This window comes from Streptomyces sp. NPDC042259, assembly GCF_055582085.1.
In genome coordinates this window covers 188,046-210,172 of the sequence record NZ_JBVJDW010000004.1, presented here as the reverse complement: position 1 = coordinate 210,172, position 22,127 = coordinate 188,046, and the positions used below count along the sequence as shown (strand labels likewise).

At 69.6% G+C, this 22,127-nt stretch carries 23 protein-coding genes and 3 pseudogenes; 12 read left to right on the top strand and 14 right to left on the bottom strand.

Going from position 1 to position 22,127, the window contains the following annotated elements; genetic code table 11:
* The first annotated feature begins 77 nt into the window (after positions 1-77).
* The gene (gene serC / locus ACZ6MA_RS13225) at positions 78-1,196 is read left to right on the top strand and encodes a phosphoserine transaminase (protein ID WP_469433429.1); all 1,119 of its coding nucleotides are present in this window, start codon (positions 78-80) and stop codon (positions 1,194-1,196) included.
* Positions 1,197-1,279: 83 nt separating this feature from the next.
* On the opposite strand, the gene ACZ6MA_RS13220 is transcribed toward serC, so the two are convergent.
* Positions 1,280-1,636 (bottom strand): darcynin family protein, encoded by a 357-nt coding sequence (locus tag ACZ6MA_RS13220; RefSeq protein ID WP_469433428.1) that lies wholly within the window; start codon positions 1,634-1,636, stop codon positions 1,280-1,282.
* Positions 1,637-1,653: 17 nt separating this feature from the next.
* Positions 1,654-2,673, bottom strand: a complete 1,020-nt coding sequence (locus ACZ6MA_RS13215; protein WP_469433426.1) for a hypothetical protein — start codon at positions 2,671-2,673, stop codon at positions 1,654-1,656.
* 187 nt (positions 2,674-2,860) lie between these two features.
* Here ACZ6MA_RS13215 and thrS point away from each other — a divergent pair, with 187 nt between their 5' ends.
* Entirely contained in the window at positions 2,861-4,135 is a 1,275-nt protein-coding gene (gene thrS / locus ACZ6MA_RS13210) for a threonine--tRNA ligase (RefSeq protein ID WP_469433425.1), read from the top strand.
* 201 nt (positions 4,136-4,336) lie between these two features.
* On the opposite strand, the gene ACZ6MA_RS13205 is transcribed toward thrS, so the two are convergent.
* From ACZ6MA_RS13205 to ACZ6MA_RS13195, 3 genes are all read right to left on the bottom strand, one after another.
* A complete protein-coding gene (locus ACZ6MA_RS13205; protein WP_469433424.1) occupies positions 4,337-4,774 on the bottom strand; it encodes an NUDIX domain-containing protein in 438 nt (145 codons plus the stop codon).
* A 293-nt stretch (positions 4,775-5,067) separates the two neighbouring features.
* On the bottom strand, positions 5,068-5,445 hold the full coding sequence (locus ACZ6MA_RS13200; protein ID WP_469433423.1) for a beta/gamma crystallin domain-containing protein: 378 nt from the start codon (positions 5,443-5,445) through the stop codon (positions 5,068-5,070).
* 587 nt (positions 5,446-6,032) lie between these two features.
* The gene (locus tag ACZ6MA_RS13195; protein WP_469434085.1) at positions 6,033-6,293 is read right to left on the bottom strand and encodes a GntR family transcriptional regulator; all 261 of its coding nucleotides are present in this window, start codon (positions 6,291-6,293) and stop codon (positions 6,033-6,035) included.
* Between the two features lie 146 nt (positions 6,294-6,439).
* On the opposite strand from ACZ6MA_RS13195, the gene ACZ6MA_RS13190 reads away from it, so the two are divergent.
* The 5 genes and pseudogenes from ACZ6MA_RS13190 to ACZ6MA_RS13170 all read left to right on the top strand — a co-directional run bounded on the left by ACZ6MA_RS13190 (position 6,440) and on the right by ACZ6MA_RS13170 (position 9,714).
* A complete protein-coding gene (locus ACZ6MA_RS13190) occupies positions 6,440-6,871 on the top strand; it encodes a hypothetical protein (protein WP_469433421.1) in 432 nt (143 codons plus the stop codon).
* Positions 6,872-6,924: 53 nt separating this feature from the next.
* A pseudogene (locus ACZ6MA_RS13185) lies at positions 6,925-7,583 on the top strand (IS5 family transposase); the annotation flags it as partial.
* 75 nt (positions 7,584-7,658) lie between these two features.
* The gene (locus tag ACZ6MA_RS13180; RefSeq protein ID WP_469433419.1) at positions 7,659-8,357 is read left to right on the top strand and encodes a helix-turn-helix transcriptional regulator; all 699 of its coding nucleotides are present in this window, start codon (positions 7,659-7,661) and stop codon (positions 8,355-8,357) included.
* A gap of 86 nt (positions 8,358-8,443) precedes the next feature.
* The gene (locus tag ACZ6MA_RS13175) at positions 8,444-9,157 is read left to right on the top strand and encodes a nuclear transport factor 2 family protein (protein ID WP_469433418.1); all 714 of its coding nucleotides are present in this window, start codon (positions 8,444-8,446) and stop codon (positions 9,155-9,157) included.
* A gap of 101 nt (positions 9,158-9,258) precedes the next feature.
* Positions 9,259-9,714 carry a transposase gene (locus tag ACZ6MA_RS13170; protein ID WP_469433417.1) on the top strand — a complete coding sequence of 152 codons (456 nt, stop codon included), beginning with the start codon at positions 9,259-9,261 and terminating at the stop codon, positions 9,712-9,714.
* Between the two features lie 749 nt (positions 9,715-10,463).
* Here the strand turns inward: ACZ6MA_RS13170 and ACZ6MA_RS13165 are convergent.
* The 3 genes and pseudogenes from ACZ6MA_RS13165 to ACZ6MA_RS13155 form a co-directional block, all read right to left on the bottom strand.
* Positions 10,464-11,606, bottom strand: a complete 1,143-nt coding sequence (locus tag ACZ6MA_RS13165; RefSeq protein ID WP_469433415.1) for a hypothetical protein — start codon at positions 11,604-11,606, stop codon at positions 10,464-10,466.
* A gap of 95 nt (positions 11,607-11,701) precedes the next feature.
* A complete protein-coding gene (locus tag ACZ6MA_RS13160; RefSeq protein WP_469433413.1) occupies positions 11,702-12,055 on the bottom strand; it encodes a hypothetical protein in 354 nt (117 codons plus the stop codon).
* Between the two features lie 402 nt (positions 12,056-12,457).
* Positions 12,458-12,598 (bottom strand): annotated as a pseudogene (locus tag ACZ6MA_RS13155) (replication initiator); the annotation flags it as partial.
* Positions 12,599-13,002: 404 nt separating this feature from the next.
* On the opposite strand from ACZ6MA_RS13155, the pseudogene ACZ6MA_RS13150 reads away from it, so the two are divergent.
* Positions 13,003-13,554, top strand: a pseudogene (locus ACZ6MA_RS13150) (helix-turn-helix domain-containing protein); the annotation flags it as partial.
* 67 nt (positions 13,555-13,621) lie between these two features.
* Here ACZ6MA_RS13150 and ACZ6MA_RS13145 read toward each other — a convergent pair.
* From ACZ6MA_RS13145 to ACZ6MA_RS13135, 3 genes are all read right to left on the bottom strand, one after another.
* Positions 13,622-14,149 (bottom strand): hypothetical protein, encoded by a 528-nt coding sequence (locus tag ACZ6MA_RS13145; RefSeq protein WP_469433412.1) that lies wholly within the window; start codon positions 14,147-14,149, stop codon positions 13,622-13,624.
* Positions 14,150-15,138: 989 nt separating this feature from the next.
* Positions 15,139-15,702, bottom strand: coding sequence for a dihydrofolate reductase family protein (locus ACZ6MA_RS13140; RefSeq protein WP_469433411.1), 564 nt, complete (start codon positions 15,700-15,702; stop codon positions 15,139-15,141).
* Between the two features lie 123 nt (positions 15,703-15,825).
* Entirely contained in the window at positions 15,826-16,209 is a 384-nt protein-coding gene (locus ACZ6MA_RS13135; RefSeq protein ID WP_469433409.1) for a winged helix-turn-helix transcriptional regulator, read from the bottom strand.
* A gap of 59 nt (positions 16,210-16,268) precedes the next feature.
* Here ACZ6MA_RS13135 and ACZ6MA_RS13130 point away from each other — a divergent pair, with 59 nt between their 5' ends.
* The 4 genes from ACZ6MA_RS13130 (at position 16,269) to ACZ6MA_RS13115 (ending at position 18,849) form a co-directional block, all read left to right on the top strand.
* Entirely contained in the window at positions 16,269-16,886 is a 618-nt protein-coding gene (locus ACZ6MA_RS13130; RefSeq protein ID WP_469433407.1) for an NAD(P)-dependent oxidoreductase, read from the top strand.
* Entirely contained in the window at positions 16,883-17,311 is a 429-nt protein-coding gene (locus ACZ6MA_RS13125) for a nitroreductase family deazaflavin-dependent oxidoreductase (RefSeq protein ID WP_469433406.1), read from the top strand. The genes ACZ6MA_RS13130 and ACZ6MA_RS13125 overlap by 4 nt, the downstream gene beginning before the upstream one ends.
* A 112-nt stretch (positions 17,312-17,423) precedes the next feature.
* Entirely contained in the window at positions 17,424-17,795 is a 372-nt protein-coding gene (locus ACZ6MA_RS13120; RefSeq protein ID WP_469433405.1) for a VOC family protein, read from the top strand.
* A gap of 73 nt (positions 17,796-17,868) precedes the next feature.
* The gene (locus tag ACZ6MA_RS13115) at positions 17,869-18,849 is read left to right on the top strand and encodes an aldo/keto reductase (protein ID WP_469433404.1); all 981 of its coding nucleotides are present in this window, start codon (positions 17,869-17,871) and stop codon (positions 18,847-18,849) included.
* A 167-nt stretch (positions 18,850-19,016) separates the two neighbouring features.
* Here the strand turns inward: ACZ6MA_RS13115 and thpR are convergent, their stop codons facing one another.
* The 3 genes from thpR to ACZ6MA_RS13100 all read right to left on the bottom strand — a co-directional run bounded on the left by thpR (position 19,017) and on the right by ACZ6MA_RS13100 (position 21,963).
* Positions 19,017-19,580: an RNA 2',3'-cyclic phosphodiesterase gene (gene thpR, locus ACZ6MA_RS13110; protein ID WP_469433403.1), complete on the bottom strand. Its 564-nt coding sequence runs from the start codon at positions 19,578-19,580 to the stop codon at positions 19,017-19,019.
* A gap of 483 nt (positions 19,581-20,063) precedes the next feature.
* On the bottom strand, positions 20,064-21,434 hold the full coding sequence (locus ACZ6MA_RS13105) for an MFS transporter (protein WP_469433402.1): 1,371 nt from the start codon (positions 21,432-21,434) through the stop codon (positions 20,064-20,066).
* A gap of 97 nt (positions 21,435-21,531) precedes the next feature.
* Positions 21,532-21,963 (bottom strand): MarR family winged helix-turn-helix transcriptional regulator, encoded by a 432-nt coding sequence (locus tag ACZ6MA_RS13100; RefSeq protein WP_184736458.1) that lies wholly within the window; start codon positions 21,961-21,963, stop codon positions 21,532-21,534.
* Positions 21,964-22,127: the final 164 nt, after the last annotated feature.

Here is a 22,127-nt window from a genome sequence, read left to right as displayed (position 1 = left end):
CCCTCCCGTCCGTTACCTGCGTCTCATCCGGCGGACAGCCTCCCGTGCGGCGCGCCGGGACGGATTAGGCTGCCCACGTGGCTGATATCCAGATCCCCGCTGACATCAAGCCCGCCGACGGTCGCTTCGGCGCGGGCCCGTCCAAGGTGCGTACGGAGGCGCTCGGCGCCCTGGCTGCCACCGGAACCTCTCTTCTCGGCACGTCCCACCGCCAGGCCCCGGTCAAGAACCTGGTCGGCAAGGTGCGCGACGGCGTCCGGGACCTCTTCTCCCTCCCCGAGGGCTACGAGGTGATCCTCGGCAACGGCGGCTCCACCGCCTTCTGGGACATCGCGACGCACGGGCTCATCGAGGCCAAGTCGCAGCACCTCACCTTCGGCGAGTTCTCGTCGAAGTTCGCCAAGGCCGCGAAGCTCGCCCCGTGGCTGGCCGAGCCGACCGTGATCTCCTCCGAGCCGGGCACGCACCCCGAGCCGGTGGCCGAGGCGGGCGTCGACGTCTACGCCCTCACCCACAACGAGACCTCCACCGGTGTCGCCGCGCCGATCGAGCGCGTCGCGGGCGCCGACGAGGGCGCGCTCGTCCTGGTGGACGCGACGTCCGGCGCGGGCGGTCTGCCCGTGGACATCACCGAGAGCGACGTCTACTACTTCGCCCCGCAGAAGTCCTTCGCCTCCGACGGCGGACTGTGGCTGGCGGCGTTCTCCCCGGCGGCCCTGGAGCGCGCGGCCCGCGTCCACGCGTCCGGCCGGCATATCCCGGAGTTCTTCTCGCTGCCGACCGCGATCGACAACTCCCTCAAGAACCAGACGTACAACACCCCGGCCCTCTCGACGCTCTTCCTGCTCAACGAGCAGCTCGAATGGCTCAACGGCCAGGGCGGCCTGGACTTCGCGGTACGCCGCACGGCGACGTCGGCGCGCGCCCTCTACGGCTGGGCCGAGGCGTCCAAGCACGCGAACCCGTTCGTCACCGACCCGGCGAAGCGTTCGGCCGTCATCGGCACGATCGACTTCTCCGACGACGTCGACGCGGCGGCGATCGCCAAGGTGCTGCGCGCCAACGGCATCGTCGACACCGAGCCGTACCGCAAGCTCGGCCGCAACCAGCTGCGCGTGGCGATGTTCCCGGCGATCGACCCGGCGGACGTCGAGGCGCTGACCGCCTGCGTCGACTATGTGATCGAGCGCCTGTAGCGCGTTGGTGGCGGGCGGGGCCGAGTCCGGCCCCGCCCGGCCCGTCCGGCGTCATGGAGGGGGTGCCGGCTTCGGCCCGGGGCTCAGTCGCGCTGCCCGGTCCGGCGCTCGTAGTCGGCGAAGCCGTCCTCCACGGTCGGCAGCACCAGCTCCACCCGGAAGTAGGGCACGCTCCACAGCGGGCTGTCGCGAAGGCCCTCGAACAGGTCCGACCACGCGGTCAGGTCGTCGGTCGTCGCGACGAGGACGTCCGACGGGGCGGCGGCCCACGCCTCTGCGTCGAACCACCGGACCTGGACGGCGTCGTGCCGCTCCAGCAGGGGCTGCACGTGATCGGCGATCAACTGCTGGCGCTCACGGCGCTCCAGCGCGAGCCACGCGGGCAGGGCCGTGAGGTGGACGAATATGGTGAACCGCGGCTGCGGCTGGGTGGTACTCATGCCCGCCATTGTGCCGGTCACCGCCGACGGAACAGCCGCCGCAGCCCCAGGACCAGCAGCGTCGCGACGGCGAAGGTACCGGCGCCGAGGGCGAGGTTGCGGTTGCGGTCGTCACCGCCACCCCCCTGGGCGCCGTTCTGCCCTTGACCGCCGCTCTTGTCGTCGGAGGGCGCCTTCGCGGCGTGCTCGGGCAGCAGCTCGCCCTCCAGCGGGACGGGCGAGACCTGGCTGCGGACGCCCTCCGTGCCGTACATCAGCGTCCGGCCGTCCGGGGTGAACGTGACGGACTCGCCCTGCCGTTGCAGGGGCACGTTCGGCCGGCCGATCTCCTTGGGGCGACCGTCCTCCCACCGGTACGCGCGGGCGTCGAAGTAACCGCGCACCACGAGCCGCGTGCCGTCCGGGGAGAACGCCCCGTCCGTGGCCCACAGTTGGAGGTCGGCGACGCGCCGGAAGACGTTGGTGCCGGAGGCGGACAGCTTCTCGGGCCCGGCGTAGAGCCCGCCGCCGGACCGGTGCTTGCTCGCGATGTAGACCCGCCCGGTCTTGGGGTGCACCATCAGCGACTCGGCGTCGCGCGGCCCGCCCTCGTACTGGACCGTGTACCGGACCGGGGTGACGGTGACGTCCTTGAGTTCCTTCGGCTCGGCGAACCGGTAGATCCACACCTTGGGCCACGTGCCCCCGAGGTTGTCGCCGATGTCCCCCACGTAGACGTTCCCGTCGGGGCCGATCGAAATGGCCTCCACGTCACGGGGGTCGATACCGGAGAGCGTGACGGTCGCGACCGTGCGGCCCGTGCGGCTGTCGACGGCGTAGACGTACGGGCCGTCGTCGCTGTCGTTGTGCGTCCAGTACACCCCCGGGTGCGTACGGCTCGCGGCGAGACCGCTCGACTCCTTGATCTTGGGGTCCTCGATGGTGAACGCGGAGGGCGTCCCGCCGTCGGCCACGGCGGGCGTGGCGGCGGGCAGCACGGTGAGTGCGGCGAGCGCGGTCAGCGCGGCGATTCCGGGGGCACACAGGAGCGGACGCATGGCCCAAGCCTGCCATTACGCGCGGCGGGTCCGAAAAAAATGATCGCGCGTCGGTGGACGCGTCCGTTACAGTTCCCGGCATGAAGCGCGCTGCTATGTGCATGACGACGACGCCGGAGAGTGTCCCGGCGCGCTGACAGCTGTCTTTGTCCGAAGCCCCGGGGCGAGTGCCCCGGGGCTTCGCCGTGTGGTCACTCGCCTCACCCCCCGTGAGGAGATCACGATGCACGACCACCGCAAGCTCGGCCGCGAGCTGGACTTCTTCGACACCGACCCGCTGATGGGCGCGGGCCTGCCGTACTGGCTGCCCGACGGCGCGGCCGTGCGGCACGCGCTGGAGGAGTACATCCGCGACGCCGAGCGCCGCGCGGGCTACCGGCACGTGTACTCCCCCGCCCTGGCCAAACGGGAGTTGTACGAGGTCTCCGGCCACTGGGCGCACTACCGCGACGACATGTTCCCCCCGATGGACCTCGGCGGCGAGCAGGTCGTCCTCCGTCCGAGCCTGTGCCCCCACCACGCCCTGATCTACCGCTCCCGCGCCCACAGCTACCGCGAACTGCCGCTCCGGTTCGCCGAGCTGGGCGGCATGTACCGCTCCGAACTCTCCGGCGTCCTCGGCGGACTGACCCGCGTCCGCGCCATCCAGCTGAACGACGGGCACGTCTTCTGCACCCCCGACCAGGTGGCCGACGAGGCGCGCGCGTCCCTGGAGCTGATCCGCCGGGCCTACGACGCCCTCGGCATCCGCCCCACCCGCTACCGGCTCTCCCTTCCCGGCGCGGGCGGCAAGTACGTGGCGGATCCCGGGATGTGGCAGCGTGCCACCGCCCTGCTGACCGAGGTCCTCGACGCGTCCGGCGTCCCCTACGAGACCGCCGAAGGGGAGGCGGCGTTCTACGGCCCGAAGATCGACGTCCAGCTCACCGACAGCGCGGGCCGTGAATTCACCCTGTCCACCGTCCAGATCGACTTCCACCAGCCCGAGCGGTTCGATCTGCACTACATCGGCCCGGACGGCGCGAAACACCGGCCGGTCATGGTCCACCGCAGCATCATCGGCAGCATCGAGCGGGCCGTGGCCCACCTCATCGAACAGTACGGCGGCGCCTTCCCCGCCTGGCTGGCCCCCACCCAGCTGGTCGTCCTCCCGGTCTCCGAAGCGGAGACCCCGCAGGCCGCCGCCTTTGTACGCCGCTGCGTCGAGGCGGGCCTGCGCGCGGAAATCTCGGGCCCGGAACACGGCACCCTCGGCGCCCGCGTTCGCGCCGCCCGGCTCGTCCCGTACCAGGCGGTGATCGGCGCCCGGGAAGCCACCGCCGCCCAGGTCGCACTGCGCCTGCGCGACGGCCGCCGCCTGGAGGCCATGCCGGAACCGGAGGCGCTGGCCCGCATGGGCGCGGTGATCGCGGCACGCGGCGGGGGACTGTGGGAGGGGGACGCGGCTGCGGCTGCCGCGTAGGCGGGTGGCTCTGCCCTCGCGGGCCCGAGGGCCGCGTCGCCCTCACCCCCGCTGCGCGGCGGTGTCCTCAAGCGCCGGACGGGCTGGTTGTGGCTGAACCCAGCCGCATACGGTGAGCTTCATGAACTCGTCCTTCCCAAAGGGAGGGGGTGGGGCCGCCAGGGTCCACCCCCTGTTGCCCCCGTCCGGAAGGGCGGGGTGTCAGGCGGGCCGGGCGGCCAGATAGCGGGTGATCCCGTCCCGGATGAACGGCGGGATCGTTAGGAGCTGGAGGCGTTCGGGGGCGAAGAACCGGAGCTTGACGCCCTCGGCCAGGGGGAGGGTCTTCTCGTCGCCGTCCCAGGTGGCGGCGAAGAAGGTGATGAGCTGGCCTGAGCCGTCCTCGTCGCGGACCTCGAACAGCTCGGTCAGGTTTAGAGCCGTGAGGCCGGCTTCCTCTTCGAGTTCGCGGACGATCGTCTCGGCCTGGCTCTCGCCCGGGTCGGTGCCCCCGCCGAGGAGGCTCCAGTGAGCGGGCCAGGCGATGGCGGGGAGGTCGTCGCGCAGGTGCATCAGCACTTCGCCCCTGCGGTTGGCGATGATCGCGACGGCCCCGCGGGCGGTGGTCGGGCCCTCGGCGGTGGCGGTGTCGGAGTGCATCCCGACACCGTAGTGACGTGAGGGTTCGTCATACGGCAGCATTCACCGTCTGATCCGAAAACCAGGCGGCTGCCATCAGGGCCTGCATGCGGGAGGGGTCGAACCGTTCGCCGGCTTCCAGGCCGCGTTCCAGCAGTGGCCGCAGCGTCGTGTGGAGGGTTCCCCGCCGGGATTCGGTGCGAGAAAAGGGGGTGCCCCGAAGGGCACCCCCTTTCACAACCCGGCAAACCACCGACGGCACATCGCTTGCGTTATATCGCTGGTGTCAAATCACCGGCAGCAAGTCGTCGGTATCAGTGAATCTTGATCCAGATGATCTTGTGGATGTAAGGCTGACCCGGGTGCCACTGACCCCACTTGTTCATGGTGACGGTCTCGAGCCTCGGGTCGCTCTCATTGCGCTGGAACTGGAAGGTGACGGTGTTGTTCCCCGACTCGACCCAGTTGACGCCGTAAATGGCGACACCCGTTTCCCCGGCGTTGGCGAAGCAGAGCGTGTCGCGGCCGTTGTTGTTGTGTATTTCGAGGTAGTCCCTCTGGTTGCAGTTCGTGCGGTTAATCTGGGCGCGGGCTGTCGCGTCGGATGCTGCAACGGCGGGCAGGGCGGTGGCGGCCAGCGCGGCAACAGCCGCGGCGGCGACACCTAGGGAACGTCCCACGAGAAGCTTCATTCTCTCTCCCTTATCTCCTTGCGGTGCAGGAGTCCTCACCGTCGCACACGCCACAAGCTCCCCGAAAGCACCTTTCCCGGCCAACTTCTCATGCCATTGGCATGTCCACACAAACGGTCGCCCGCCAATACCGGACACTCAATCGACCCGAAAGAGCGTCGCAATGGAATTGGCCAGCTCTCCGAGACCGGGAAAGGCCGCCCCTCGCCTTTCGGACGTCTGCGACTCAACGCCTTTCCGCTTCTCCCCGCCCCCGCCCCACAGGAGGGCGGTGGCACTCCGTGGCACACGAGGGCGAAATCAAGGGTTATATGTGAGTGGCATCACGTTTCCGGGCGCTATCGGCGGGTCTGATGAACAACCGGCGTCGAGGAGGTCTCCGCAGGGACCGCCGGCCGCTGCCTCCACTCCCCCTTGCGCCTCGGCGAGCACCGGCAAACCGGCCAGCGAAGAGTTAGTTGAATGGCCGATACATGAAGGTGGTTGGCGTGCGCCGCACCTTGCAGACGACGGTGGAGCCGTCCGGTCCACTCCGTTTGAAGAACTGCTCGACCGGCGGGGCCTGTCGCCGTTGTCGGTCAGTCGGGTCAGTTGCCCGAATCCGGCCGCGCGGCGACGAACGACCCCATGCCGGGGGTGGTGACGATCAGCCCCTCCTCGCGAAGGGCGGCCGTGACCTTCCGGACGGTTCCTCGCGCGACGTCGAATTCCTGCTCCATGCGCACCTCGGAGATGAGCTGGCGCGGCGGGTATTCGCCGGTCGCGATGCGCTCTCGGATCACGTCGGCAATCTGTATCCACTTGGGGCGCGTCGGGTCGTACTCAATCACGTGCAGGACTGTATGCATCTGTATCCAACCGAACATAGACACTACTGTCCTTGAATAGGCATGGACAGGGGGGTCTAGGCAGGGCTAGGGTGATGCGCGAAAGACCCCCGCGACCGTGCGACCGATCCGGGGGCATGGCCACCAGCCTCCAAGGAGCTGATGACGTGAAGAACTCTATCTCCCGCCTCCTGGCCCGGGCGAGGGCTCTGTTCCAGCCCGCCACTCCCGCCCAGGACCCGGGCATCGCACCGCCCACCGCCCCTTCCGAGCCGAGAATCCCGCCCAGCCTCGACGGCACTCTGACCGGCGGCGGCGAGGTCGGCCTATGGGTGAGTGCCCACGGTTTCGACATCAGGCCCCGCCCCACGGCGCCCCGCCACGTGCCGCCCGAGTCCGGTTTCGCGCTCGGGAGCATGGTCGTCGACACCGTCACCGGCGGCATGGGCCGGGTGCGGGCCGTGGCCGCCGACGGGATGATCCGCGTCGAGCATCCGAACGACTACACCTGGAAGGCGTGCAGCGTCCGAGCCGCCAACTCCGTCGAGCGGCTGAACCTCCTGGCAGCGGACGCTGCACAAGCGAGCCGACCCCACTAGGGCCTGTCCGATGGTCGCGTGGCCGGGTCGGCAGTCGCATCGTGCCGACTGGTGTGGGGCGGGGTGATCTGTCGGATCGGGAGTGGGCTCGGCTTGAGCCGCACTTGCCGAAGAACGTGGGACGTGGCGGTCGTTGGAAGAGCCATCGCAGGGTGATCAATGGCATTCTCTTCCGGCGGCGGACCGGTGTTCCGGGGCGTGATCTGCCAGCGCGGTTCGGGAAGTGGAAGACGGTGCACGACAGGCACCGAAGGTGGTCGGCGGACGGCACGTGGGAGAGGATCCTTCGGGCCGTCGAGGCCGACGCCGACGCGGAAGGCCGGATCGACTGGAGGATGGTCAGTGCGGACTCGACGTCCTGTCGTGCCCATCAGCATGCTGCGGGCGCCCGCACTGGCGCGGTACGTATCCCCGGACGGCGGAGCCAGCCTGCTCACCATCGTTCGGATGAGGCCCCGGGCCGCTACCGTGGCGGGCTGACCTGCAAGATCCATCTGGCCGGTGAAGGCGGCCGGTGGCCGCTCGCGTTCGTCATCACACCCGGCCGGTGGGGTGACGCCCCGCGACTGATCCCTGTCCTTGAACGCATCAGTGTCCCGCATCCGGCCGGTGGTCACCCGCGCACGCGCCCTGATCACCTGGGTGGCGACAAGGCATACTCACCCGCCGGAACCGCCGATACCTGCGGCGTCGGCAGATCAAGCACACCATTTGACCGTTCAGTGGACACACCCCATCGGACGTCAGCGCGAAACCCACCGAGAAGTTCAAAGCCTAGGCTGGGGTGGTGAATCGCACCGATCGCTTGTACGCCCTGGTTGAGGAACTTCGAGCAGTGTCGCCGCGGCCACGCAGCGCCAGGTGGCTGGCACAGCGCTTCGAGGTCAGCGTGCGCACTGTTGAACGGGATCTTGAGGCGTTGCGGCAGTCGGGCCTGCCGATCCGCAGCAACGCCGGTCGGGCCGGGGGATACAGCCTGGACCGGGAGCGCACGCTACCGCCCATGACGCTCAGCACCGCGGAGGCCCTCGCCATCAGTGTCGCGCTTCGGACGGCGGCGTCCACTCCGTTTGCGGCCGCCGCACGGTGCGCCAGTCAGAAGGTGCTGGCGGTGCTCCCCGCCGACGTGCGACATCGGGAGGAAGCGCTCACCCGGCAGGTGTACCGGGTCGGGGACCACACGCCCAGCGTGAACGGTGTGTTGAGCGAGGTCATCGTCGAGGCCATGGTCTCCGGACGCGTCTTGCACCTCACCTACGCCGACCGAGCCGGCGCGGTGACAACGCGCGACGTCGAGCCGTTGGGGCTGTTGTGGGGGCCGAGTGGCTGGTATCTGGCGGCGTGGTGCCGACTGCGGTCAGCAATCCGAGGCTTCCAGCTCGACCGGATCAGTTCGCTGGAGCTGTCGGGCGAGCGGGTGGTGTCCCGGGAGCCGCACTGGCAGGCCGAGCTGAAGCGCCTGGACGCCGAACCGTTCGCGTGGTGACCTCAATCACCGACACAGCGGTGTCGCGAGCGGTTGCCAGGCTGTTCGTCATGGACAACGAGAAGCGCATGACCATGTGGTGCCGTATGTGGAACGAGGACCCCTCCCTGGCGTACGACCTGATGTCCGACGATTGCGTGCAGTGGTCGAATCGCAGCGCCGGCCTGGACACCGTGATCGGCCCGCACCAGCAGGAACGGTTCATTGCCGCCTACCGCGCACGGCATGTGAACATCTTCAGCCCGAGGGTATGCGTCGACGCCGGTGACCGGTTCGCCTACCTGTGGGACGTCAGGATGGCCGACGGTCAGGTACTGACCGGCATCGACGTCAACATTCTCAAGGGCGACCGCATCCACGAGAACTGGACGTTCGTGGCAGAGCGGCATTGTGCGCAGTCCGATCCAGGACCCGAGGCAGCTGAGACGACCGGCCCTGCCGCGATCGAGGAGCTGTGCCACCGCTGGATGCAGCTTCGCAACGGCCGGGTCGAACCGGCCCTGGACGTGGTGACTGACGACTTCGACCTGTTCTCGGGGGCTGACCCGGTCGGCGACGCGCACGGCCCCTCCGGGCTCGCCGACCTGATCAAGCGACAGGCCCAAACCGATGACCTACCGGCCTTCACGATCCACCGGCGGCCCATCGTCGACCCCACGCGGGGGCATGTGGCGCTCCTCTGGACGGCCGAAACCAGCGTGGACGGCACCTCCGTCGGCGGAGTCGACCTCCTGACGGTGCGCGCGGGCCGGTTCGCGCGCGCGTGGTCACTGACGGGGGCTCGTCCGTTCCGGTACTGAGTGGGCGTTAAGTTCGTTTCCGGATGCTCTGGTGTCGCCCGCTCGAGGGTACGGAAGCCTTCAGGCCGACTCGCATGTCGTGTGCACGATGGTGTTCGGGCATGGAACGGATGCCGTACGCGCTGCTGTACCAGAACCGGACGGGCCGTCAGTGGCGGCTCCTGCCATATGACTTCCCGACCTGGTCGGCGGTGTTCTACTACGAGACCGCCGCACGCGCCGACGGCCTGCGAGAGCAGATCAAGCACCTCGCCAGCACCCTCACCGAGGTCGAGGCCCGCCTCACCGAGATCGTCACCACCCGCAAGGTCATCGACGGCCTCACCCTGCCCGACCGCGCACAGGCCCCCGAGGAGCCCGCCACCACCTACCAGCGCATCGTGACCGCCTTCAACGAGCATCCCGAGCAGGTCTTCCGGGTTCGCGACTTACACGAACTCCCCGGACTGCCCGCCGACGAGCCCTCGATCAACGTCACCCGCTCCCGCCTCGGACGACTCGTTCGCCGGGGACTCCTCAATCAGCCCGGACGCGGCCAGTACCAGAAACGGACTTAACACCCTCTCAGATCCGACGTTCATCCGGGCCACATCCGGGCTTCGTTGTGATCTCGCCCCAGGCGCACATGGCCCGTGGGGCGTACAGCCAGGCGAGCGAGCATCTCGGGCAAGCCCGCCTACTGGCCGACCGAACCGGCTCGGTTCGTCACCGCCGCCGTATCGAGCAGGTCCTTGGCCCCGCTGATGTGCCCGAGGTCCCCCCCGGTCGTTCCCGCCTCGGTCTCCGCCCCGGGTACGTGGGCGTGGCCAGGCCCACGACGCGGATCCGCACGCCCCTCCACCCACGCCGCAAGCATCCGGATCCTTTAGAGATCCATGCCGCTCAACGCGGCGGCGCCGGTCGCCGTCGCCGCCCGCGCCCACAAGGTGGGCCAAAGCCGCTCCGCCGACCTCGTAGGGACCGCCGCCCGCACCGTCACGCACCAGATGAGCACCAGTACGGGCGGTAAACCAAGGTCAATACCGGCTGATCCACAGACGGAATCATGTGCTCTAGAAGCGCCGTCACACAGGCCAGGCAGGATTCAGGCGACCAAGTCCCTCCACTGCAAAGCCCCAGGTCAGCGACCTGGGGCTTTGCTGTTGTTCCGACCATTCCAGGCCAGCATGTCATTCGCGCACGTCAAGGGCCGCGACAACGAGCGAAGCTGAGCGGGACGGGCCCGGAGAGAGAGGTTCCCGGCCGTCCCACCGGGAATCACTCCGACCGTGGTCGGCAGGCAGTGATTCGGCGATTTCGCCTGGGGTCACCACTCGATGAGAACCGCCCCGGGGTCGCCCTTCTCGCCCTGCTTACCCGGTTGGCCGTTTCCGCCCCCGTGGCCGTCGTAGGCCTTCTGATGGTCCTTCTCCCGGCCGCTTGAGCCCTGGCCGCCGCTGCCGCCGTGGCCGCCGTCGCCGCCGTCGCCGCCCTTGCCGCCTTTACCGTAGTTGCGGCCGTTCACGGCGGGGGCCCCGGTGCCGCCGGCTCCGTGGAACCCTCCCGTGTAGGAACTCCCACCGTAACCTCCCTCCTTTCCGCTACCGCCGACACCGCCGCGCTCACCGTCAGCGCCGTTCTCGCCGGGTGCGCCGTCAATGGACTCGACCGGGAGACCGGCGCACTTGAAGACGTTGGGGTCGGTCGGGCCGCCGCCCGTCCCGCCCTTGCCCGGGCCCGCCGGATCGCCGCCGTCGCCCGCGTAGCCCTTACCGGTCTTACCGTTGGTGCCCCCCACACCGAGCGGGCCACCCGGAGCTGCCTGCGCGCCGCCTCCCGGGGAACCTGCGGGCGCCACCACGTATGTCTTGTCCTCGCTGTAGACCTCTGTAGGGAGCAGAGGCTTGATGAGGGTGGGAGGTTCGTAGGTTCCACCCTTTTCGCTCGAAGCACCCGAGGAACCGTTGGTGCCACCGCTGAAGAGCGTGGCACCGGCCTCGCCCTTGCTCCCGCCGGCCCCGCCCCTGCTGCCCGAATTCGTTTTCGAGTCGACTGGTTTGAGGACCCGGACGGTCAGCTTCTGACCTGGCTCCACTACAACCTGGCACTTGACGAAGCCACCTGCGCCGCCGCCACCGCCGCCACCGCCGGCCGATCCGCCGGCTCCGGCACCACCGCCGCCACCGCCGGACGTAGGTCCGGCCTCGCCCCCGCCGCCGCCACCGCCACCGCCACCGCCACCCGCGCCACCACCTCCGTGGCCGCCAGAACCCCAGGCCGAGATGGTGAGGGCCTTGACCCCCTTCGGCACGGTGAATTTTCCGCGCCCGGTGAACAAGTGCTCGCCGTGCGGCTCCGCCGCCGCCTGCGCGGGCGCGGTCATGGCGCCGGCCAGCAGGCTGGTCAGGGCCAGCCCCGCACCCACCCACAAGGGCAGGCGCATACTCATCGATCGCTCGATGTTCGACACGGTGTTGTCCTTCGCTCGGAGAATGTCATGCCGCGGTGGCTCCACCCGGCATGCACAGCGGGGCCGGCACACGCCGTGCCGGCCCCTCATGCGGTTTACTTCAGAGCAGAGTCGGCCGTGCTCGCGCCTCCGGAAGCGACGGTGGAGACGGCGGAGTTGACCGTGTCCTTGACGTTCGTGATCGGGCCCGGCTCCGGAGCGGCCGGGGCCGGGGGCGGGGTGCTGGAGGACGAGTCGGAGGAACTGCCCGAAGCCTTCTGGTCGTACTGGTAGGTGTCCGTCACCTTGCGCTCCTTGGTGATCTTCCCCGGAGCCGGGTAGGTGATCTGGACGGGCAGACGGACGGGGCCGCCGTCGTCGGCCAGAGCCATGGACGCCTGGCCCAGGGTGATCGCCGAGGCGGCGACGGCCACGAGGGCGGCGGCGATGCGATTACGTGTGGAGAACATGAGTGTTCACTCCTCTTTCGATGGGGGATACGCGACGCCGACGGCGTGCGGGTAAAAAGCCGAACCGGCAAAACAGCGGCTGGATTTGGATGCCGGAAGGGGTGCGGCGTCGACGATTGCTACCGGCGGTATTAGCGGCAAGTCAAATCGTCGGATCGCACGATAGCGAACGGGCGTGCCTGGTAAATCGCGGGCCACACACGCGCGTTCGGAACGGATGCGTGGGCGTGTGAAGCATCGAACTCACACAGGTACGGAAAAACGCTTATCAGCCACGCTGATTGACGCCAGAGGCTATTTCGGCGCGGCACTCCACCGGAACCCGGTCAGGTGACGCCCGTCCACGCCACGCATCGCTCCCACCCGTGCGGGGCATCCACAGAGGGTCAGCGGTCCGGCGATGAAGACGCGGGGGTGGTCACGGATCGTTGCGGGGCCCTTGTCGGGGGCGCCGACAAGGCCGGCGCGGATCAGGTGGTAGGTGCCGCCGGCGTACGTTCAGGACCAGGCGGGGCACCGGGAGGCCCCGTTTCCTCTGGCCAGAGGGATACAAGAGGCTCGAAGATCGACGATTCCCCAGCTCAGAGCGCGAGTTCGATTCTCGTCACCCGCTCCACGCACTTCTCTCGAAGCCCCGGGCCGTCGGCCCGGGGCTTTCTTGTTGGGCGAGCCGCGTGCGGGTGTTGTGCGCGGGTCCTGAGCGCCCGCGCACGGTCAGGTGAGCGCGTCCGCCGCCGCCGTCAGCCAGTACGTGACACGCAGCGAGTCGTCGACGTGCACCCCCTTGGCCTGGAGGGCGGCCTCCGCCACCTTGTCGCCGCCCTCGAAGCCGATCTCCAGGCTCTAGATGTATTGATCACGAGCGTTGGTGACACTTGCAGGCCTTGATCATGGCGAAGACCTCCGGTGAGGTGGAGGTGTCGAGTCTTCACCGCACGGAGGCCTTCGTGTCCCACCGTAACGCCCGGCTGACCGTTCACGGCAGACGGATCCTGGTCGAACGTGTCCGATCCGGCCGTCCCGTCGCGCATGTCGCGGCGGAAATGGGCATCTCGCGGACGACAGCCCACAAGTGGGTCCGCCGGTGGCGGGCCGAGGGCGAGCCGGGATTGCGGGACTGCTCCAGCAGCCCGTGCACGACCCCGCACCGCACCCCTGCCCCGCCCTTGAGGCCCGTGTGTGCGAGCTGAGGACGGCACGGAAGCTTGGCCCGGCCCGGGTCGGGCCCGTCCTGGGCCTGCCCGCCTCGACGGTGCACCGGATACTCACCCGGCACGGCCTGCACAGACTCGCCTGGATCGACCGGCCCACCGGACAGGTCATCCGCCGCTACGAACGCGACCGCCCCGGCGATGGGCCTACCTGCGGCCTTACACCAGCAACGACGAACGAACCGCGCCCTGGCAGACTTCCTCCACACCTACAACCACCATCGCTGCCACACCGCACTCGCAGGACAGCCCCCGATCAGCCGTGTGAACAACGCTACGGGTCAATACACCTGGGCCGTGTCCGACGAGTTCAGGCGAGTGCACGCCGGACACGCTCGGTGGTGCGGCGTATGGGTTACTGGAACGTCAGTGTCCCGGTCCCCTCCACGCTGGATACCCCCGATCCCGCGCATGCCAGGGGGTTGGGGTTGAGCAGGGTGATCGTTTCTACGGCTGCGTCGTTCTTGCCGTATCCGTCGGTGACGGATCCCGTCTTCACCACCACACTGGTGGCCGTCAGCCTCGTCACCGAGACGGTGGTCCAGTGCACAGTGGACTTCAGTCCGTTGTTCCACTTGTACTCGACGGTGGACTCCGGGCCGAGGCCGAGGGACTGGCAGGACGAGGGGACGGTCACCTCGAGAGCGCCGTGGCCGGAAGTGATGCCGGCCGGGTCTGTGCAGCTGGACCACGTTTCGCGGACCTTCACCTTGGTGTTCTGGGTGGTGTTGGTCAGGGGCGGGTCGAAGGTGGTCTTCTGTGTCCCCGTGCACTCCAGGTCGCCGACGGCGGCTTGGGCGGTGGTGGGGACGAGGAGACCGCTGACCGCGAGAGCGAGTACAAGGGTGGTGCCGAAGGTCCGGGAGCGTATGCCGACAGGCACGGTGCCTCCTATGGCTATTCGGGACAGTGGTGCACGGTTCAGCCATTAGCCCAGAGGTATCGGCCACTTGGCCAGATCCAGACCCAAACCCCGCGCAGCACTGGCGTGCCAATCATCCGCTCCGCACCCCTGTGCGCCACCCAGTGCACCAATATCCCGACGCACGGGTGAACGCGCAGGCGGAACAAGAGCCCGTCGACCACCTTGCTGACACGCCCCCCCGCCCCACCCTGCGTCCTTCAGCAGATCCAGCGGCAGCGGCGGGGGCAACACATGGAGGGGCCCTGGTGCCACACGGCACCAGGGCCCCGAAGGAACTGCTACACCATCTGCCGACTTTGATACTGCGTCGGCGTTCCGTTTCCGCTCACCGACCGAAATGCCGTCGGGGACGCGGGGATCGCGGTTGCTTGACCGGAGACCACCTCACTCACGATGTCCTGCGGTACCCGGACGCGGTTCTCATGTCCGGGCGATCCTGATGGCGTTCAACTCCTCCGTTCTTCCCTCTGGTTACTCACTTACCAAGCGGTACTGCGTACTGCGTCCTGCTGATACTGCGAACTGCTGGTGGCCTCTCACGGCGCCACCTCCGGCAGCCAGCCCCGTCGCCCGTTCTGCGTCCACTCTGGCTTGGAACCCCACTGCCGAACCTCCCGGTACGCGCGCCCGCAGTCAGGCGCCTTTACCGAGGAACCACTGGGAACCTCACTGCTGGTACCACTCGTGGCGGCCCCTGATCACTGCGGGCCACCCGGTCCGGCCGTCAGTCCCGTCGCCGTCCTGCACCTGCTCTGGCTTCGGTACTCCACCGCCGCACCGTCCTGCGCACTTCACTTGCGGGTACTTCTGGTACTGCTGCCCGGCAGTTCATCTCTGCCGGGCCCTTCTCGATCTCGGCTACGTAAGAAACCATAACCACACCCACCCCCAATGTCTACCTCAGCCAGGGTAGATTTTCGCCTGTTCGGCGGAGAGGTAGTCACCCCTCAAGACGCACAAGTACGGGAGGCGCGGCCCTCGGGCCGGTAGTCGAGCACCAGGGCGCCGGAGGCGAACGTGGTGGTGCCGCCCAGCTGCCAGGTCGACGTCGGGGCACCCTCCGGGAAGAGCCGCTTGCCCTTGCCGACGACGACCGGGTGCACCCACAGCTTCAGCTCGTCCACGAGGCCCTCGGTGACGAGCGAGCGGATCAGGGCGCCGCTGCCGTATATGAGGATGTCGCGCTCGTACTTCTCCTTGAGCGCGGTGGCCCCCCGGCCCAGATCGCCCTTGATCACCTCGGCGTTCCACCCGGCCGACTCCAGGGTGGCGCTGGCGACGTGCTTGGGCATCGCGTTGATCCGGTCCGCGAAACCCTCCTCGTCCGTCATGCCGGGCCACGCCTGGGACATGCCCTCGTAGGTCTCACGCCCCAGCAGCAGCGCGTCGGCGGCGAACAGCGCCTGGTGCGCGTACCGGCCGTGCTCCTCGTCGAAGTAGGGGGCGGTCCAGGCCGGGCTTTCCATGACGCCGTCCAGCGACACGTAGACCAGCGCGACGATCTTTCCCATTTCCAACCCCCAGGTATCGGCGACACAACGGGAGCCCGTTCCGTTGAAGGCCCCCTGTCGGTGATCAAGTTAGGGCCGACCACTGACATCGGCCCCCGCGTCGCCCGACAGGGCGGGCTCCCGCTACCGTCCCGCCTCCTGGGCGTCGATCAGCTCGTCCCAGTGCTCGCGGGTCCACTCGCACGCCGCGTCCAAGGGGCCCAGCAGCCCCCGGCCGAGCGTGGTCAGCGCGTACTCGACACGCCGCTCGGGGCCCTCGTGCTCGTCCCGGGTGACGAAGCCGTCGCGCTCCAGGCCGCGCAGGGACTGGGTCAGGGACTTCGACGTGATGCCGCGCAGCGGGACCTTCAGCTCGGAGAACCGGCGCGGGCCGTCCTCGAGGCAGCGCAGGATCGACGACGCCCACTTGTCCCCGACCCGGAACGGAACCAGCGGGGACGGGCAGACCGGGTCGAACATCTCCGGGTCCAAGGGCGGCGGGGCGGGCGGGGACGGGGGCTGGTTCATGATCCGTACGGTAGGCCGGTATCCGATCGGTAACCAGCCCTTTCCCTAGGGTCTGCCCCATGACGAACCACGGAGAGAACGACAAGGGCAAGATCATCGTGTTCGGGGCCGGCGGGCGGGTCGGGCGCGCCGCCGTCACCGAGGCGCGGGCACGCGGATACGAGGTCACCCAGGCGGGCCGCGCGGACGGGGACATCACCTCGGCGGCGGACGTGGCCCGGCTGGCGGCCGGGCACGACGCCGCGGTGGTCGCCGTGTACGACCAGGGGGCGGCACCGGGTGTGTTCTTCCCCGCCGCGGCCCGCGCCCTCGCCCAGGGCCTGCCGCGGGCGGGCGTCGGGCGGCTGGTGTCGGTCGGACTGGCCTCCGTACTGCCGACGGCGGACGGGACGCCGCTGATGGACACCCCGGGATATCCGCAGGAGTGGCGGGAGTTCTACCTCGGCCACGGTGCCGGCACGGACACGCTGCGGGCGACGGCGCCCCAGGCCCTGGACTGGGCGGTACTGAGCCCGGCCGGGGACTTCGACCACGCGGGCGGACCGGCCACCGGCTACGCCCTCGCCGCCGCCGACGCCGCCTCCCGCATCACGCACACGGACTTCGCCCGGGCCCTGCTCGACGAGATCGAGGCGCCGTCGCTGCACGGCACGCACGCGGGGGTGACCGGGGCATGACCCGTACCGAAACCGTCGTTGACAACCCGAACCCCTGGGTCGCCGACCACATCCGGCGCTTCGAGGAGACCGCCGGACACCCACGGCCCGGGGTCTCGGACCTGCTGCTCACCACCCGCGGCCGCCGCTCCGGGCAGCTGCGCCGCACGGCGCTGGCGTACGTACGGGACGGGGACGCCTACGTCCTGACGGCCTCCAACGCGGGCGCGGACAGCCACCCGGCCTGGTACCTGAACCTGACCGCGGACCCCGCCGTCACCCTCCAGGTCGGCGCCGAGACCATCCCGGCGACCGCCCGCACCGCGGACCCGGCCGAGGCGAAGCGCCTGTGGCCGGTGGTGGTGGCCGCGATGCCCTCGTACGCGGCCTACCGGGACGCGGCGCGCCGGGAGATCCCGCTGATCCTGGTCACCCGCGCGGAGTGAGCCCGTCCGGGGGAACCACCCGGTTCGCAGCCCGGATTTCCCGGCCCGAGGAAGAAAACTCGTACCGCGACCGGCACCGGCACACCGGCACGAGCCAAGAGGAAGACCGAACATGTTCACGAACACCAGGGCGTTCAGCAGCTTCGCGGTGGACGACATGCAAAAGGCCAAGGGCTTCTACGGGCAGACGCTCGGGCTGCGGGTCACCGAGCAGCACGGGCTGCTGACGCTGCACATCGAGGGCGGCGGCGAGGTCCTCGTCTACCCCAAGGCCGATCACGTGCCGGCGTCCTTCACCGTGCTCAACTTCCCCGTGAACGACATCGACAAGGCCGTGGACGAGCTGGTCCAGCGCGGGATCGCCTTCGAGCGCTACCCCGAATTCACCCAGGACGAGAAGGGCATCATGCGCCAGGAGGGCCCGTACATCGCCTGGTTCACCGACCCGGCCGGCAACACCCTCTCCGTGCTCCAGGAGCGCTGAACCGGGGCCCCCGACGCGCCGTCCGGCAACGGGACCCTTGCTTCGAGCGCGCTCCAGGGCCTTTGCTACGGGCATGGAGTACACGCAGCTCGGACGCACGGGACTCAAGGTCAGCCGGATCGTTCTCGGGACGATGAACTTCGGGCCTCAGACGAACGAGGCCGACAGTCACACCATCATGGACGTCGCGCTCGACGCGGGCGTCAACTTCTTCGACACCGCCAACGTCTACGGCTGGGGCGAGAACAAGGGCCGCACCGAGGAGATCATCGGCAGCTGGTTCGCCAAGGGCGGCGACCGGCGCGACAAGGTCGTCCTCGCCACCAAGGTCTTCGGCAGCATGGGCGGCGACGGTCCCGTGTGGCCCAACCAGGACCGGCTGTCCGCCCTCAACATCCGGCGAGCCGTCGACGCCAGTCTCCGCCGGCTCCAGACGGACCACATCGACCTGTACCAGTTCCACCACGTCGACCGGACGACGCCATGGGACGAGATCTGGCAGGCCGTCGACGTCCTCGTCCAGCAGGGCAAGATCCTCTACGTGGGGTCCTCCAACCACGCCGGCTGGCACATCGCGCAGGCCAACGAGGCGGCGCGGCGGAGGCGGTCCTACGGGCTCGTCAGCGAGCAGTGCCTGTACAACCTCGCCGAGCGGCGCGCCGAGATGGAGGTCATCCCGGCGGCCGAGGCGTACGGGCTCGGGGTCATCCCCTGGTCGCCGCTGCAGGGCGGACTGCTCGGCGGGGCGATCCGCAAGGAGCGGGAGGGCACGTCGGGGCGGTCGGTGGAGGCCCTCGCGAACACCAAGGTCCGCGAGCAGGTGCAGGCGTACGAGGACCTGCTCGACAAGCACGGTCTCGCGCCCGGCGAGGTCGCCCTGGCCTGGCTGCTGACCCGGCCCGGAGTGACCGGGCCGATCGTCGGACCGCGCACCGCCGACCAGCTCGGATCCGCGCTCCGGGCCGTCGAGCTGAAGCTGTCCGACGAGGTGCTGACCGGCCTCGACAAGATCTTCCCCGGGCCGGGCCCGTCCCCCGAGGCGTTCGCCTGGTAGGCCGGGGACGGACGCGTCAGGACGTCACTTCACCGCCGCGACGACGGCGATGACGACGAGCATGACGGCGAGCACACCGGACATGATCCGGTTTCTGGTCTTGGGATCCACCCTTCGAGCGTAACCGGACCGGCGGAGTGCGACCGCAACCGGCTCGGTGGCCCGGCTCAGTGGCCCAGCGGCCAGGACCGCAGTTCCTCGTACCGGGGGCGCTCCCCCGGTACGCCGGAGACCGGCGGGTGGCTGCGCACGAGCACCAGCCGGTCCGCCGTCCACGGCGTGCCGCGGAAGTCCGCGAGGGCCGCCGCGTACGGCTTGAGGTCCACGCCGCCCGTGGCCCGGGCGAGGGTGAGGTGGGCGTGGAAGGTGTGCGTACCCTCCACGTCCACCCCGGCCCTGCGGGCCCCGGCCGCCGTCGAGCGGGCGAGGCCGCGCAGGGCGGCCCGGTCGCCGTCGGCGCCCACCCACAGGACGCGGTCGCCGAAACGACCACCGCCGGCGAGCCGCAGCTCGTGCGGCGGGTGCCGGCGCGCGGCCCGCTCCAGCCGCACGGACAGCTCCGGCAGCAGCCCCTCGTCGACCTCGCCGAGGAAGGCGAGCGTGAAATGCCACCCCGCGTGCTCGGCCCAGCGGAGCCGGGCGGAGCCCGGGAGGGGGCGCAGGGCGTCGACGACGACGGTGAGTTCGGCGAGGGCGGACCCCGGCGGGATGATCGCGGCGAACAGTCGCATGTGGCCAGTGTCCTGGCCGGACGGGAGGATCCGGCGGATCTTCGCCTACGGTTGTCCTGGCCGGACGGGCTATCACCTGCGGGCCGTCTTCCCGCCTGCGGCGGCAGGCGCCCTGCGGGCGCGTCCTCAATCGCCGGACGGGCTTGATATGGCTGAGCCCAGCCGCTCGCCCGCTAGAGGTCCAGCAAACCTCCGCCTGTCGGCCGTCATGGCCGCCTGCGGCGGCGGGCGCCCTGCGGGCGCGTCCTCAAACGCCGGACGGGCTTGAAGTGGCTGGCCGGGTCGGCGGGGCAGACGACGAACGGAGGGCGACGGGGTCGCCGGGGGCGTTCCGGAATGCTGCCGGATATTTGTGGGCGGAAGTGCGGGGTGCCGATGCGCCCTGGGGTTCCCCGCCCGTAAATATCCGATTCCGGAACGCCCCCGGAGGCCCCGGCGCCCGGCCCACGCCCACCGGCCCGCACCAGCACCCCCCACAACCCCTCAAGCCGTCGCCGCCAGCTCCTCCCGCCGCGTCGCGGACTCGCGCGGCACGAACTCCACATGCCGACGCCCCCGCCGCAGATCTATCCGCAGGCGCAGGCCACCCACCCGGGCCAGCGTGAAGCCGATCGCGGACGCGGCCAGCAGCGACACCACACCACCGGCGAGAAAGCCCACTCTCGCGCCGTAGACGTCGGTGACCCAGCCCACCAGCGGCGCGCCCAGCGGGGTGCCGCCCATGAAGACCATCATGAACAGGCTCATGACCCGGCCCCGCATCGCCTGGTCCGTCGCCAGCTGCACACTCGAATTGGCGGTCACATTGATCGTCAGGCCGAACATTCCGAGCGGCACCAGCAGCGCCGCGAACACCCAGAACGTCGGTGACAGCGCCGCCGTGATCTCCAGCAGGCCGAACAGCGCGGCCGCGCCGACCAGCAAGCGCAGCCGGGACGTGCCCCGGCGGGCGGCGAGCAGGGCGCCGATCAGGGAACCGGCCGCCATCAGCGTGTTGAGCAGACCGTACGTACCGGCCCCCGCGTGGAAGACGTCGTTGACGAACGCCGTCAGCCAGATCGGGAAGTTGAAGCCGAACGTGCCGATGAAGCCGACCAGCACGATCGGCCAGATCAGATCGGGGCGCCCGGCCACATACCGCAGGCCCTCCCGCAACTGGCCCTTGCCGCGCGGCGCTTGCTCGACCTCGTGCAGCTCACTGGTGCGCATCAGCAGCAGTCCCGCGAGCGGGGCCGCGTAGGAGAGTCCGTTGAGCAGGAACGCCCAGCCGCTGCCCACGGCCGTGATCAGCACGCCCGCGATGGCGGGGCCGACGAGCCGGGCCGACTGGAAGTTGGCGGAGTTCAGACTGACGGCGTTGCGCAGATCGGCCGGGCCGACCATCTCGACGACGAACGCCTGGCGGACGGGGTTGTCCACGACCGTGACGAGACCGAGCGCGAAGGCGGTGAGGTAGACGTGCCAGACCTGTACGTGGCCGGAGAGGGTGAGGCCTGCGAGGGCCAGGCCTGTGAGGCCCATGGCGAGCTGGGTGATCAGGAGCAGCCGCCGCTTGGGGTAGCGGTCGGCGATGACGCCGCCGTACAGCCCGAAGAGCAGCATGGGCAGGAACTGCAGCGCCGTGGTGATGCCGACGGCGGCGGAGGAGCCGGTCAGACTGAGGACCAGCCAGTCCTGGGCGATGCGCTGCATCCAGGTGCCGGTGTTGGACACCACCTGGCCGGTGGCGAAGAGCCGGTAATTACGGACCTTCAGTGAGCTGAAGGTGCCTCCCTTGGGCTTCAGGGAGGTGGTGCGTGCGTCGTCGTGGGTGTTCGGTGCGGGTGCGGAGTCTGCTCCGGGTCCCGAACTCAAAGTGCGTTCGCCTCCTTCTGGGCAGGCCTGACGCCGTCGGTACCGGCTCAGGCCGTCCTTATAGGCACCCACGGGCGGTCGCGTCGTGCGCGTACGCCTACAGGTGCGCGAGTTTCTCCAATACGGGCGCGGCGGCGCGGAGCGTCGCCCACTCGTCCTCGTCGAGCTGTCCGACCAGCTCGGCGAGCCAGACATTGCGCTTGCGCCGGCTCTCTTCGAGCATGGCCTCGGCCCGCTCGGTCTGGGTGACCACCTTCTGGCGGCGGTCCTCGGGGTGCGGGTCCAGCCGGACGAGGCCCTTGGCCTCCAACAGCGCGACGATGCGGGTCATCGACGGCGGCTGCACATGCTCCTTGCGGGCCAGCTCGCCAGGGGTGGCGGAGCCGCAGCGGGCGAGAGTGCCGAGCACCGACATCTCGGTGGGGCTGAGCGACTCGTCGACCCGCTGGTGCTTGAGCCGCCGTGACAGACGCATCACGCCGGACCGCAGGGAGTTCACGGCGGCTGTGTTGTCCGGGGTTTCCAGCATGTTAGTTAGTTTATCTTATTACCCGGGCTAAATAAAGTGGACGGTGAGGCGCCCGCGCCGCCCCGGCCCCTATGCCCGTTGCCTGACAAAAGTCATGCCGAGCCGCTGATCCTCGACCCTGCCGCGCAGGTCACCCCGCCCGTCAAGCTGTTCCTACCGAGCCC

Coding starts and splice junctions, on each gene's coding strand:
- ACZ6MA_RS13220 (WP_469433428.1), bottom strand. CDS start 1,636: ATGAGTACCACCCAGCCGCAGCCGCGGTTCACCATATTCGTCCACCTC.
- ACZ6MA_RS13215 (WP_469433426.1), bottom strand. CDS start 2,673: ATGCGTCCGCTCCTGTGTGCCCCCGGAATCGCCGCGCTGACCGCGCTC.
- ACZ6MA_RS13205 (WP_469433424.1), bottom strand. CDS start 4,774: ATGCACTCCGACACCGCCACCGCCGAGGGCCCGACCACCGCCCGCGGG.
- ACZ6MA_RS13200 (WP_469433423.1), bottom strand. CDS start 5,445: ATGAAGCTTCTCGTGGGACGTTCCCTAGGTGTCGCCGCCGCGGCTGTT.
- ACZ6MA_RS13195 (WP_469434085.1), bottom strand. CDS start 6,293: ATGCATACAGTCCTGCACGTGATTGAGTACGACCCGACGCGCCCCAAG.
- ACZ6MA_RS13175 (WP_469433418.1), top strand. CDS start 8,444: ATGTGGAACGAGGACCCCTCCCTGGCGTACGACCTGATGTCCGACGAT.
- ACZ6MA_RS13170 (WP_469433417.1), top strand. CDS start 9,259: ATGGAACGGATGCCGTACGCGCTGCTGTACCAGAACCGGACGGGCCGT.
- ACZ6MA_RS13160 (WP_469433413.1), bottom strand. CDS start 12,055: ATGTTCTCCACACGTAATCGCATCGCCGCCGCCCTCGTGGCCGTCGCC.
- ACZ6MA_RS13140 (WP_469433411.1), bottom strand. CDS start 15,702: ATGGGAAAGATCGTCGCGCTGGTCTACGTGTCGCTGGACGGCGTCATG.
- ACZ6MA_RS13135 (WP_469433409.1), bottom strand. CDS start 16,209: ATGAACCAGCCCCCGTCCCCGCCCGCCCCGCCGCCCTTGGACCCGGAG.
- ACZ6MA_RS13130 (WP_469433407.1), top strand. CDS start 16,269: ATGACGAACCACGGAGAGAACGACAAGGGCAAGATCATCGTGTTCGGG.
- ACZ6MA_RS13125 (WP_469433406.1), top strand. CDS start 16,883: ATGACCCGTACCGAAACCGTCGTTGACAACCCGAACCCCTGGGTCGCC.
- ACZ6MA_RS13120 (WP_469433405.1), top strand. CDS start 17,424: ATGTTCACGAACACCAGGGCGTTCAGCAGCTTCGCGGTGGACGACATG.
- ACZ6MA_RS13115 (WP_469433404.1), top strand. CDS start 17,869: ATGGAGTACACGCAGCTCGGACGCACGGGACTCAAGGTCAGCCGGATC.
- thpR (WP_469433403.1), bottom strand. CDS start 19,580: ATGCGACTGTTCGCCGCGATCATCCCGCCGGGGTCCGCCCTCGCCGAA.
- ACZ6MA_RS13100 (WP_184736458.1), bottom strand. CDS start 21,963: ATGCTGGAAACCCCGGACAACACAGCCGCCGTGAACTCCCTGCGGTCC.